Raw genomic sequence first — 12,370 nt, forward strand, 5'->3', positions numbered from 1 at the left:
CGGGCGGCCACGCGCGCGGATTCCACCGCGCCCGCTGGCATCCCGCATCCGTTCAGCGCCGCTGTGTGGTGGCGCCGTAGTGCAGGATGTCGGATATCTCGGCGGTAGCCTTGCATAGCGCCTCGACGGTGCGCTGGCGGGTTTGCGCCGAGGCGCGCTGCTCGATGAACGGCACGGTGAGGGCGCACACCGCGCGGCCGTGCTGAAGCACCGGGGCGGAGAGGTCGGTGACCGCATCCACCACGTGGCTGCGCGCGCAGGCGTAGCCCTGGCTGCGGACCTGCGCCAGCTGGCGGACCAGCTTCTTGCGGTCGAGGTCGGGCTCCTGGGCGGCGATCAGGTCCAGCCAGTGTTCGCGCACCTGCTCGTCCTGGAAGGCCAGCAACACGTGGCCCGAGGTGGCCTGGGACATCGGCCGGCGATGGCCGATGCGCACCACCAGGGCGATCTCGCCCGGCGGATCGGCGCGGGCGATCACCACGATCTGGTCGCGCGAGGGCACCACCAGGTGGCAGGCCTGCTCGGTGGTCTCGGCGAGCCGGTGCATCACCGGCAGGGCCGCCTCGATCGCGCTCTTCACCGGCGGCTGCTCCATCGCGAGGCGGAACAGCCGCGGCGTGATGCGGTAACCGCCGTCGCCGTCGGCGCGGGCGAGGTAGTCGCGTTCTTCCAGCACCTGCAGCATGCGGAAGATCTCGCCGCGCGAGCGGCCCACCCCTTCGGAAATCTCCACGATGCTCAGCGGCTGGTGTGCGCTGGCCAGCAGTTCGAGGATATCCAGGCCCTTGTCGAGCGCGGGAGCGCGGTATTTGGGAGCGGGTTTCGTCATGGTGCCCCTAGCTTGCCGCATGCTGCGGGTGGCCGTCATGTGGAATTCCGCATGTTGCGGCGCGTCTTGTTATGCTGGTGAATAACTGTTTCATATTTGCACGTCGGTGCGAATCCTGCGCAGGCATGCATCGCCGGCCGCCGGCGCCACGCAACGGGAGAGAGGGGTGGATGTGCAAGTGATGACGGAATCCCCGGCAACGCCTGTTGCCCCCGCGCCGCAAGGCGTCCGCCGCTGGCTGCCGCTGTTCCTCATCGTCGGCCTGTTCTTCCTGTGGGGTGGCGCGAACAACCTCAATGATGTGCTGATCGCGCAGTTCAAGATGGCCTTCGTGCTGGACGACTTCCAGGCGGGTCTGGTGCAGAGCGCGTTCTACCTCGGCTACTTCCTGGTGGCGATGCCCGCGGCCATGTTCATGCGCCGCTACGGCTACAAGGAGGCGGTGGTGGTGGGTCTGGTGCTGTATGGCGCGGGGGCGTTGCTGTTCTGGCCGGCGGCGCAACTGCGCACTTACGGCCTGTTCCTGTTCGCACTGTTCGTGATCGCTACCGGGCTGGCTTTCCTGGAGACCTCGGCCAACCCGCTTATGACGGTGCTGGGGCCGCGCGACGGCGCGGCCCGCCGGCTCAACTTCGCGCAGGCGTTCAATCCGCTGGGCTCGATCGCCGGCGTGCTGATCGGCAAGCATTTCATTCTGGCCGGCGTGGAACACACGCCGCAGCAACTGGCCGCGATGAATGCCGCCGAACGCGCCGCCTACTACGCGGCGGCGACGCATGCAGTGCAGTGGCCCTACCTCTGCATCGGCCTGGTGGTGCTGGCCTGGGCTGCGCTGGTGCTGGTGATGCGCTTCCCCGCGGTGGCCGCGCCGCACGTGCTTACCACGCGTGCCACCGGGCGCGGCGGCGCGCTGGCCCGACTGCTGCACGACCGGAATTTCACCCGTGCGATGGCGGCGCAGTTCTTCTACGTGGGTGCGCAGGTCGGCGTGTGGAGCTACACCATCCGCTACGTGCAGGCGACGATGCCTGGCACCTCGGCGCACGCGGCGGCGAACTTCATTCTTGCCGCGCTGGTGTGTTTCATGGCGGGCCGCTTCACCGGCACGGCGCTGATGAAATACCTGGCGCCGGTGCGCCTGCTGCTGGCGTTCGCCGCGATCAACGTGGTGCTGACCCTGTACGCGCTGCTACAGCCGGGATTGGGCGGCGCCTGCGCGCTGGTGGCATGCAGCTTCTTCATGTCGGTGATGTACCCGACCATCTTCGCGTTGGGCGTGGAGGGCATGGACGACGACGAACGCAAGCTGGGCTCGGCCCTGCTGGTGATGACCATCATCGGTGGCGCGGTGCTCACCGCGGCGATGGGCGCGGTGTCCGACCTCGCGGGCATCGCGCGGGCGCTGGGCGTGCCGTCGCTGAGCTTCGCCGTGGTGGCGTGGTTCGCATGGCGAAGGCTGCCGCACGCGGGCAGGGCGCGTGCCTGATGCCGTGCCTCTACTACACGCTGGACCTGCGCGACGACGCGGCGGCCATCGCCGAGTACGAGCACTGGCACCGGCCCGGCGTGGTCTGGCCGGAAATCCTCGCCTCGATCCGCGACGCCGGCATCGAGGAGATGGAAATCTTCCGCAGCGGCAACCGGCTGGTGATGGTGGTGCAGGTGCCCGACGGCTACGATGCCGCGGGCAAGCAGGCCGCCGATGCGGCCGATCCTCGCGTGCAGGCGTGGGAGCAGCTGATGGATGGTTACCAGCAGCGCCTGCCTTGGGCGCGGCCCGGCGAGAAATGGGTGCCGATGCGCAGGATTTTTTCGCTCAAAGAGGCTTTGGTGGCGCGTGACACAAGTAGTTAGTGTCTGTTCGAGGTCATCAAAACGGTGAACCTGTCCCTGCTCTTGGATATCGACCTCGTCGTCGATGGCGCGTGGCCGGCTGCGCAGTTGCACAAGGAACCGTCATAGGTGCCCGCGCGCCAAGAAGGTGGGCACGATCTCGATGCTGTTGTCTGCGTCAGATTGAAACGCTCGGAATAACGATAGTTCGGAAGCTTGCGAGTGTCAGAGCTTCGTCAGCGAACGCTGGTCGTAATGACCAGCACGGTGTCGATCGGGTCGAGGGGCTTGGCGGGCAGAGCCACGTCGAGCTGAGTGCCGTGCTGCGTGTACTTGAGCGGGGTGTGTTGCGGATCAGCCAGCAGGTACGCGCCGGTGGCGTGGACGTTCGCATCGGCGACGCGGAACGAACTTCCCGGCCATTCGAGCAGGTGGATGTAGATCTTGCCGGGCCGGCTCGTGGCGCGCCAATCCCAGACGGGAACCCACGCGGGCTTGCCGTCGGAATCCTTCCGCGTGGCGGAGTAGCTGCCATGCGGATCGGCGAACGGCGTGGGGCCGGTGCCGTAGATCGACTCGCCGTTGACGTCCAGCCACTTGCCGATGACGCGCAGGCGCTCGGCCTCGGGCGCCGGGATCACGCCGCGCGCGTCGGGACCCACGTTCAGCAGGTAGTTGCCGCCCTTGCTGGCGATGTCGACCAGGTTGTGCAGCAGCACGGTGGTGGACTTAAAGTCGGTGTCGCCCGACTTGTAGCCCCAGGTGTCGTTGATCGTCATGCAGGTTTCCCAGTCCTTGCCGGGAAAGCCCTGTGGCGGAATGTGCTGCTCGGGCGTTTCCGTATCGCCCTGGTAGCCGCCGCCCAGGCGGTTGTTCCAGATCAGGTTGGGATACTGGTTGGTCAGCGTGACGAACTCGGAGGCGAGCTGCGGCGTCATGTCGGGCGTGGGCGTGTCGTACCAGAGGATCGCCGGGTGGTAGTTCTCCAGCAGTTCCTTCACCTGCGGCAGCGACTTGCGCCGGATGTAGTCGGCGAAACTGCCGTCCTGTGCCTTGTCCCAATGGAAGGTTGGCGGCTGGTGGTCGCCGGTCTTGAGCGCGGCGCCGCCTGGCGCCGTCCAGTCCTGATCCTGCGAGTAGTAGAAGCCGAGCTTGATACCCTGTTTGCGTGCCTCGGCGGCCAGTTCCTTCAAGGGGTCGCGCCTGAACGGTGTCGCATCCACGATGTTGAACGGGTTCGCCTTGGAGCCGTACATCGCAAAGCCATCGTGATGCTTGGCGGTGATCACGATGTACTTCATGCCCGCGGCCTTGGCCAGCGCGACCCACGCGTGCGCATCGAATTTCACCGGATCGAACTGCGGCGCGAGTGCCTGATACTCGGCGACCGGGATCGAAGCGTCATTCATGATCCACTCGCCTGCGCCTGGCACCGGCCTGCCGTGCCACACGCCCGCAGGCACCGAATACACGCCCCAGTGGATGAACATGCCGTAGCGTGCCGCGCGCCACCAGGCCATGCGCGCGTCGCGCTGCGCCGGCGTTTCGGTGTCCTGGATCGCCGCGACCGGATGCGGTCCGGTGTTCGCCGGCGTCGCGGCATGTGCCATGGCGCAGGCGGAGGCAAGCGCACAGGCGAGGACGGATTTCACGAGGCGGTACGGCAGGTTCATCACGCAGCTCCAGTCTGTCCGGATTGCCATGCCGCGCCATCCGGGAAGGCGTACTCGCGCAGCGAGGCTTCCTTCATCTGCGCGGAGAAGCCCGGCGCCGACGGCGCGATGTAGCGGCCTTCGCGGATCAGCACCGGGTCGACGAAGTGCTCGTGCAGGTGGTCGACGAATTCGATGGCGCGGTCTTCCTTCTGGCCACTGACCGCCACGAAGTCGGCCATTGCCAGGTGCTGCACCAGTTCACACAGGCCCACGCCGCCGGCATGCGGGAATACCCGCACGCCGAACTTGGCCGCCAGCAGCAGGATCGCCAGGTTCTCGTTGACGCCGCCGACGCGGGCAGCGTCAATCTGCACCAGGTCCACCGCATTGGCCTGGAACAGTTGCTTGAACATCACCCGGTTGTGGGTGTGCTCGCCGGTGGAAACCGGCATCGGCGCCACTGCGCGCCGGATCGCCGCGTGGCCGAGGATGTCGTCGGGGCTGGTCGGTTCCTCGATCCAGGCGATGTCGAAGGCGATGAGCTGCTTTAGCCAGGCGATGGCGTCGGGCACGTCCCAGCGCTGGTTGGCGTCGATCGCGATGGCGATGTCCGGGCCGACCGTTTCGCGCGCGAGGCGGCAACGGCGCATGTCGTCCGCCGCGTCGAGGCCCACCTTGAGCTTGATCGTGCGGAAGCCGTCGGCGACCGCTTCGCGGGCCAGCCGCTGCATCTTCTCGTCGCTGTAGCCCAGCCAGCCCGGCGAGGTGGTGTAGGCGGGATAGCCCTCGGCCAACAGCTGTTCGATGCGCTGCTGGCGGTGCGGCAGCGCCGCGTGCAGGATGGCCAGCGCCTCGTCGGGAGTGAGCGCGTCGCTGAGGTAGCGGAAGTCGATGGCGGCGATGATTTCCTCAGGCGACAACTCGGCGATGTAGCGCCAGAGCGGCTTGCCGGCGCGGCGCGCGGCGAGGTCCCAGGCGGCGTTGATCACCGCGCCGATCGCCATGTGCATCACCCCCTTTTCGGGACCGAGCCAGCGCAGCTGTGAATCGCCGACGAGGCGCCGGGCGAAACCGCCGAGGTCGTCGACGATGCTGTTCACGGAGAGGCCGGTGACGTGTTCGGCCAGCGCCGCCAGGGCGGCTGTCTGCACGTCGTTGCCGCGGCCGATGGTGAATACGAAGCCGTAGCCGCGCAGCTCCGGATGATCGGTGCGCAGCGTCACGCAAGCGGCCGAGTAATCCGGATCGGGGTTCATCGCGTCCGAGCCGTCCAGCTCGCGCGAGGTGGGGAAGCGCACGTCCAGCGTGTCCAGCGCCACGATGCGCGCGGCATGAGTGTCGGGGGTGGAGGCCGCGTGGCTCATGCCGGCACCGCCTCGTCGTAGGCGACGGTGCGCTGGCGCTGCCGGCCCAAGCCGGCTATGCCCAACTCCATCACGTCGCCGGGGCGCAGGTACAGCGGCGGCTTCTGGCCCAGGCCCACGCCCGCCGGCGTGCCCGTGCTGATGATGTCGCCCGGCTGCAGGGTCATGTAGCGGCTGATGTAGCTGACCAGTGCGGCCACGCCGAAGATCATGTTGCGGGTGTTGCCGTCCTGATAGCGGTGGCCGTTGACCTCCAGCCACAGGGCAAGGTTCTGCGGGTCCGGCACCTCGTCGGCGGTGAGCAGCCAGGGGCCGATCGGGCCGAAGGTGTCGCAGCTCTTGCCCTTCACCCACTGGCCGCCGTGTTCGAGCTGGAAGGCACGCTCGGACAGGTCGTTCACCACCAGGTAGCCGGCCACGTGATTCAGGGCATCCGCCACGCTCACGTGGCGGGCGGTGTCGCCGATCACCACGCCGAGCTCCACTTCCCAGTCGGTCTTGACCGAATCCTTGGGGATGATCACGTCGTCATTCGCGCCCATGATGGTGTTGGTGGCCTTCATGAACAGGATCGGCTGCTCGGGCGGCTGCGCACCGGTCTCGGCGGCGTGGTCGCTGTAGTTGAGGCCCACGCAGATCATCTTGCCGGTGTGTGCCACCGGTGCGCCGTAGCGCGGCGCGCCGGCGACTTCCGGCAGCGAGGCCGGTTCGATCGCCGCGAGCTGCGTGCGGCCGCTGCGCGTCAGCGCCCGGGCGTCGATATCGCCAATGTGGGCGGAAAGGTCGCGTAGCTTGCCCTGCGCGTCGATCAGGCCGGGGCGCTCCTGGCCGGCTGCGCCGTAACGGACGAATTTCATGATGATGTGCTCAGTTGGACCAGCCGCCATCCACGACGTGGGTGGTGCCGGTGGTGAAGGAGGATTCGTCGGAGGCGAGATACAGCGCCAGCGCGGCGATCTCTTCCGGCGTGCCGAGGCGGCCCATCGGCTGGCGGTCGGTGAAGCTGCGCCATACCGCCTGCTCGTCGCCGCCGAGCGCGCGCACGCGCTCGCCCAGCGACGGCGTCTTCACCGTGCCGGGGCAGATCGCGTTGCAGCGCACGCCGCGCGCCACGTAGTCGGCGGCGATGGAGCGGGTGAGGCCGATCACCGCGGCCTTGGTCGTGCCGTAGGCGAAGCGGTTCGGCACGCCCTTGATGCTGGACGCCACCGAGGACATGTTGATGATGCTGCCGCGGCCGCGCTCCAGCATCGCCGGCAGCACCGCGCGGCACAGGTGGTACATGCTGTCCACGTTGATGCGGAACGAGCGCTGCCAGGCATCGTCGGCGGTGTCGAGGATGGTGCCCGCATGCACGTAGCCGGCGCAGTTGAACAGCACGTCGAACGGCGCATTGGCGTCGACCAGTGCGCGGATGGCCGTGCTGCTGGTGACGTCCAGCACCTGCGTGCGGATGGCCGGCTGTTCCTGCGCGAGGCTGGCCAGTGCCGCCGCATCGATGTCGGTGGCCAGCACTTCGGCGCCTTCGCGCGCGAAAGCGAGCGCGGTGGCGCGGCCGATGCCGGCGCCGGCGGCGGTGACGAGGGCGCGCTTGCCGTGCAGCCGGGCGCTCATGGGCGTGCTCCGTGGTTGGGCTGGTGGTTCATGCGGGGGCTCCTGCAGAAGCGGGGAAGTCGGGTGCGCGTCGAGGCCGGTAGAACGCCAGCGCATTGCGGCTGAAGATGCGTTCCAGCGCGTGGGGCGCGTGCCGTTGCGCGAGCCCGCGGGCGAGTTCCAGCCACTGGGCGTAGCTGTCGCGCAGCGTCAGCACCGGCCAGTCGCTGCCCCAGAGCAGGCGCCCTGGACCGAAGCACGCGAACAGGTGCTCCACATAAGGGTCGAGGGCGCTGGCCGGCATGCCCGGCGCGAGCTCGGTCAGCAGGCCGGAGAACTTGCAGCAGAGCTTGGGCAGGGCGGCCAGCTGGCGGATGTGCGGTGCCCAGTCGTCGTAGCGGCCGTGCGCGATGTCCGGCTTGCCCGCGTGGTCGAGCACCACCCTCAGCTCGCGCTCGCGCCGCAGCCGCCGCTGCAGCGCCGGCAGCTGCAGCGGGCGTACCAGGGCGTCGAAGGCGAGATCCTGCTCCTGCAGGCAGTCGAAGGCCGCGTCGAGCGCCGGGCGCGCCAACCAGTCCGGATCGGTGTGGTCCTGCGCCATCGGACGCAGCCCCAGCAGCAGGCCGCCGCCATCGCGGGCCAGCGCGCGGATGCGGGTGGCCGCGTCCGGCGCCTCGAAATCGACCCAGCCGACCACACCGAGGATGCTGCGATCGGCGCGGGCCAGTTCGAACAGGTAGCGCGTTTCCGCCTCGCTCGCCGCCGCCTGCACCAGCACACTGCCGGCCACACCGGCGGCGCTGCGTTGGTCCTGCAGGTCGGTGGGCAGGAAGTCGCGCTGCAGCGCGGCGGGCGCATCGTGCAGCCAGGCGTAATCGCCGCGATCCACGCGCCAGTAGTGCTGGTGGGCGTCGATCAGGTTCATGGCGTGGCCTTCATGGCGTACTCGCGCAGGCGTCGAGCAGGCCGGCATGGCGCAGTTCGTTCCACAGCGCGGGAGGCAGCGGCATGTCCATGCGCTGCACGGCGCTGTCGACTTCCGCCGGCGAACGCAGGCCGCATACCACGGTGGCCACCGCAGGATGGGCCAGCGGGAACTGCAGCGCGGCGGCGCCTGCCGTGACGCCGTGCCGTGCGCAAATCGCATAAAAGCGCTGGGCCCGGGCGCGGATCGCGGCATCCGCCGGCGCGTAGTTGTAGGTGGCGCCGGGTGCGTCGTCGGCACCGAGCAGGCCGGAGTTGTAGGGGCCCGCCGCCATCACGGCGACGTCGCGCCGCATGGCTTCCGCCATCAGCTGCGTGCTGTCGCGCTGCTCGAACAAAGTGTAGCGGCCGGCCAGCATGATCACGTCCAGCGCGAACGCCGGCATCACCTGCAGGCATACCTCCTGCTCGTTGACACCGAGGCCGATCGCGCGGCAGACGCCCTGGCTGCGCAGTTCGGCCATCGCCGGCAGCGCCTCGTCCAGCGCCTGACGCAGGATGGCCGGGTGTCGCGCGCCGTGGGTCAGCGCGCCGATGTCGTGCAGCAGCAGGATCTCCACGTGGTCGGTACCGAGCCGGCGCAGGCTGGATTCCACCGAGCGCAGGATGCCGTCGCGGCTGTAGTCGAACACGGCCCGCCGGCCGCGCACCGCGAAACCGTCATCCGGCGCCGGCTCGCTGTCGTCGGCATCCAGCAACAGGCGGCCGACCTTGGTCGACAGGCTGTAGTCGTCGCGCGCAAGGTCCGCCAGCGCCTTGCCGAGGCGGCTCTCGCTGAGGCCATAGCCATAGTACGGCGCCGTGTCGAAGTGGCGGATGCCGAGGCGCAGGGCATGCCGCACGGTGTCGATGGCGTCGCCGTCCGGTACGCCGGCATACAGATTGCCGATCGGCGCGCCGCCGAAAGAGAGTCGTGGCAGCTGGCGGGGCGCCTCGCGTCCCGGTGCGCCCGGCGAGCGGGTCAGGGCGGTGTCTGCGCTGGCGTGGGTCATGTATTCATCCTGCGCTGCGGGGTGTCGCCGGGCGCGCTGCCAGCCCAGCCGGGCGGCGTCATCGAGGCTGCACATGCCGTGCGCGGCGTCGTGCATCGGAGCTTGCACGTTAGTGTGCACATATGAAACGATGATTTACAAGTGAGTATGTGTGCCGGCGCCACGGACTCCAGGCACCGGCAAGCACCGGGAATTCCCCGGTTCTCCGTCGACACCATGCGCCGGACCCGCGCCATGGCCGCCGGCTCCGTTCGAACGACGAGGGGATGCATTGATGTCGAAGATCCTTGCGCGATGCCTGCTGGGCCTGTCCACGTTTCTTCCCGCACTGGGCATCGCGGCCGGCATATCGATCATTCCCGAGCCGCGGCACCTGCAAGTGGAGCAGGGCAGTTACCGGCTGGATGCGCGCACCCGCGTGGCGGCGCCGAACGACGCCCGCAGCCGCGAGATCGCCACCTTCCTGCGCAAAGCGATCCGTGCGCAGACCGGAATCGCGGTGCAAGAGGGCGCTGGCGCGCACGCCATCGTGCTGCAGCTCGATCCCGCCGTGCAGGGCGACGAGGCCTACCGGCTCGCGGTGACGCCGCAGCGGGTCACGATCAGCGCGTCCACCGGCAAGGGCCTGTTCTGGGGCGTGCAGACGCTGCGCCAGCTGCTGCCGCTGGAGAAGGCGGCGCACGTGGAGATTCCCGCCGTGCGCATCGAGGACGCGCCGGCCTACGCCTGGCGCGGCGTTATGCTGGATGTCAGCCGTCATTTCTATCCGGTGAGTTTCATCGAGAAGCAGCTCGATCTTCTCAGCTATTACAAGATCAACACCTTCCACTGGCATCTCACCGACGACCAGGGCTGGCGCATCCAGATCAGGCGCTATCCGAAGCTCACCAGCGTGGGCGCATGGCGCACCGAGGCGGACGGCACGCGTTACGGCGGCTACTACACGCAGGCGCAGATCCGCGAGTTGGTGGACTACGCGCGCCGGCGCAACATCACAGTGATCCCCGAGATCGAGATGCCGGGGCACAGTGTGGCGGCGATCGCGGCCTATCCCGAGTTGTCGTGCACCAAGAAGCAGGTGGCCGTGACCACCGCCTGGGGCGTGCACAAGAACATCGACTGCGTGGGCGACGGGGGCACCTTCACCTTCCTCGAGAACGTGCTGGACGAAGTGCTGCCGCTGTTCCCGTCGAAGTACGTGCACATCGGCGGCGACGAGACGCCCAAGGTCGCCTGGCACGACTGCGCGTCCTGCCAGGCACTGATGCACAAGCTGGGGCTGAAGGATGAGGACGGCCTGCAGAGCTACTTCATCAAGCGCATCCAGCGTTACCTGGAGGGCAAGGGCAAGACCCTGGTCGGCTGGGACGAGATCCTCGAAGGCGGCGCCGACAGGCACGCCATCATCGAAGCCTGGCGCGGCGCGGACGAGCAGGCCAAAGCGCTGGCCAACGGCAATCGCGTGGTGGTCGCCGGGCCGTTCTACATCGACCGCGCGCTGGATTCGCTGACGGTGCAGGACGTGTTCCGCACCGACATCGCCAACGACAGCAGCCCGGATGACGCGAAGGCGGATGCGGCCGTGTTCGCGGCGCACCGCTCGCAGCTGCTGGGCGGCGAGGCGCCGCTCTGGAGCGAACGCGCGAACCCGTACAACGCCGAGTCGAAGCTGTACCCGCGCGTGCTGGCCTTCGCCGAGAACCTGTGGCGCGGCAACGCGCACGACGACGCGGCCTGGGTGGATTTCCACCGGCGCCTGCTGGCGCAGTACCCGCGGTTGGATGCCTGGCATGTGGCTTACGGCCCCGAGGATCATGCGGCGATCCAGTATGCGCTGGCGGCGGACGGGCAAGGTGGCTGGCAGCTGCGCGCGCAGCGCGGCTTCGACGACCTGGTAAACCATTACACGCTGGATGAGCGCGGCCGGGACGGCGGCACGCCCACCGCCAGCTCGCCCTCGTTCGCCGACACGATGGTGCTGCACCATGCCGGCACGCTCCAGGTGGTGCCGTTCCGCAAGGGACTGCGCTACGACAACCCGGTCAGATTCACCCTGGTGGACAACCTCGCCACCGGCAAACCGCTGAGCCTGGCCCGACCGGTGTCGCCGAAGTACGCACCCGCCACCGCGCTGACCGATGGCGTGCTGGGCGGCGACGACTTCCACAATGGGCAATGGTCGGGCTGGAACGACGCCGACGTGGACGCCGTCGTCGACCTGCAGAAGGCCGTTGCGGTCCATGCAATCGCGATGGATTTCCTGCAGGACGCAGGCTCGCGCATCCTGCCGCCGCGCGCGGTGAGCTTCCAGGTTTCCGACGACGGGAAGCACTGGGTCACGGTGGACACTGAACAACCGAAAGCCGACGTGATGGATTCGACTGCGCACCAGATCCACGTGGCGTTCAAGGCGGTCAAGCCATTGCGCGCGCGCTACGTCCGCGTCGTGGCGACCCGCTACGCCACGCTGCCGGCCAGTTTCCCGGACGGCGCCGCGAACACCTGGTTGTTCGCGGACGAGATCCTGGTGAAGTAGGTAGCGTCGCGCGCAGCGAGGTCAGGATCATCCAAGCGCGCCTCGGTCGTCTCCGGCAGACTGCCGGAACAGTCCGTGGAGGCGATCCGGCATGTCGACATCGGGAATCAGCATCGCTTCGGCGCGCTTCCCCGCGGATGGCGAGGTAGTGCGCGAGCTGTTCGTGGAATATGCGGACAGCCTCGGCATCGACCTTTCCTTCCAGGGCTTCGCGGCGGAGCTGGCGCAACTGCCCGGAAAATACGCGCCGCCGCTGGGCGACATCCTGATCGGCCGCGGTGCCGCAGGCCTGGCGCTGGGCTGTGTGGCATTGCGGCCGACCGCGATGCCGGGCACGGCCGAGATGAAGCGCCTGTACCTGCGCCCCGCCGCGCGTGGGCAGGCGTTGGGGCGCCGGCTGGCGGAAGCGGCCGTCGCCCGCGCCCGCGAGGCGGGGCATGCACGCCTGGTGCTGGACACGCTGGCTGCGATGGATGCCGCCAGGCACCTGTATGCGACGCTGGGCTTCCGCCCCGTGCCGGCGTACTACGACAACCCGCTGCCGGATACCCTTTACATGGCGCTGGAGCTGCGGTGAGGCCTCG

11 protein-coding genes are annotated in these 12,370 nt (G+C 68.5%); 4 read left to right on the forward strand and 7 right to left on the reverse strand.

What is annotated here, in order from left to right:
* Window positions 1-52: 52 nt before the first annotated feature.
* Window positions 53-829: an IclR family transcriptional regulator gene (locus AC2EWF_RS01925; RefSeq protein ID WP_483637666.1), complete on the reverse strand. Its 777-nt coding sequence runs from the start codon at window positions 827-829 to the stop codon at window positions 53-55.
* A gap of 181 nt (window positions 830-1,010) precedes the next feature.
* On the opposite strand from AC2EWF_RS01925, the gene fucP reads away from it, so the two are divergent.
* On the forward strand, window positions 1,011-2,315 hold the full coding sequence (gene fucP / locus AC2EWF_RS01930; protein WP_483637667.1) for an L-fucose:H+ symporter permease: 1,305 nt from the start codon (window positions 1,011-1,013) through the stop codon (window positions 2,313-2,315).
* Complete coding sequence (locus tag AC2EWF_RS01935) at window positions 2,315-2,683, forward strand: L-rhamnose mutarotase (protein ID WP_483637668.1); 369 nt, start codon at window positions 2,315-2,317, stop codon at window positions 2,681-2,683. The genes fucP and AC2EWF_RS01935 overlap by 1 nt, the downstream gene beginning before the upstream one ends.
* A 215-nt stretch (window positions 2,684-2,898) precedes the next feature.
* On the opposite strand, the gene AC2EWF_RS01940 is transcribed toward AC2EWF_RS01935, so the two are convergent.
* Genes AC2EWF_RS01940 through AC2EWF_RS01965 form a run of 6 tightly spaced genes read right to left on the reverse strand, consistent with a single transcriptional unit; the run spans window position 2,899 to window position 9,250 of the window.
* Window positions 2,899-4,365, reverse strand: a complete 1,467-nt coding sequence (locus AC2EWF_RS01940) for an alpha-L-fucosidase (protein WP_483637669.1) — start codon at window positions 4,363-4,365, stop codon at window positions 2,899-2,901.
* Window positions 4,335-5,681 carry an L-fuconate dehydratase gene (locus tag AC2EWF_RS01945; RefSeq protein ID WP_483637670.1) on the reverse strand — a complete coding sequence of 449 codons (1,347 nt, stop codon included), beginning with the start codon at window positions 5,679-5,681 and terminating at the stop codon, window positions 4,335-4,337. The genes AC2EWF_RS01940 and AC2EWF_RS01945 overlap by 31 nt, the downstream gene beginning before the upstream one ends.
* Window positions 5,678-6,538 carry a fumarylacetoacetate hydrolase family protein gene (locus AC2EWF_RS01950; protein ID WP_483637671.1) on the reverse strand — a complete coding sequence of 287 codons (861 nt, stop codon included), beginning with the start codon at window positions 6,536-6,538 and terminating at the stop codon, window positions 5,678-5,680. The genes AC2EWF_RS01945 and AC2EWF_RS01950 overlap by 4 nt, the downstream gene beginning before the upstream one ends.
* A gap of 10 nt (window positions 6,539-6,548) precedes the next feature.
* Entirely contained in the window at window positions 6,549-7,295 is a 747-nt protein-coding gene (locus AC2EWF_RS01955) for an SDR family oxidoreductase (RefSeq protein WP_483637672.1), read from the reverse strand.
* A 28-nt stretch (window positions 7,296-7,323) separates the two neighbouring features.
* Window positions 7,324-8,199 carry an amidohydrolase family protein gene (locus tag AC2EWF_RS01960; RefSeq protein ID WP_483637673.1) on the reverse strand — a complete coding sequence of 292 codons (876 nt, stop codon included), beginning with the start codon at window positions 8,197-8,199 and terminating at the stop codon, window positions 7,324-7,326.
* A 10-nt stretch (window positions 8,200-8,209) separates the two neighbouring features.
* On the reverse strand, window positions 8,210-9,250 hold the full coding sequence (locus AC2EWF_RS01965; protein ID WP_483637674.1) for an aldo/keto reductase: 1,041 nt from the start codon (window positions 9,248-9,250) through the stop codon (window positions 8,210-8,212).
* A 274-nt stretch (window positions 9,251-9,524) separates the two neighbouring features.
* Between AC2EWF_RS01965 and AC2EWF_RS01970 the strand changes: the two genes are divergently transcribed.
* Complete coding sequence (locus AC2EWF_RS01970) at window positions 9,525-11,786, forward strand: glycoside hydrolase family 20 protein (protein ID WP_483637675.1); 2,262 nt, start codon at window positions 9,525-9,527, stop codon at window positions 11,784-11,786.
* Window positions 11,787-11,877: 91 nt separating this feature from the next.
* Entirely contained in the window at window positions 11,878-12,363 is a 486-nt protein-coding gene (locus AC2EWF_RS01975; protein ID WP_483637676.1) for a GNAT family N-acetyltransferase, read from the forward strand.
* Window positions 12,364-12,370 lie beyond the last annotated feature (7 nt).

It is taken from the genome of Rhodanobacter sp. sgz306013, from assembly GCF_057031145.1.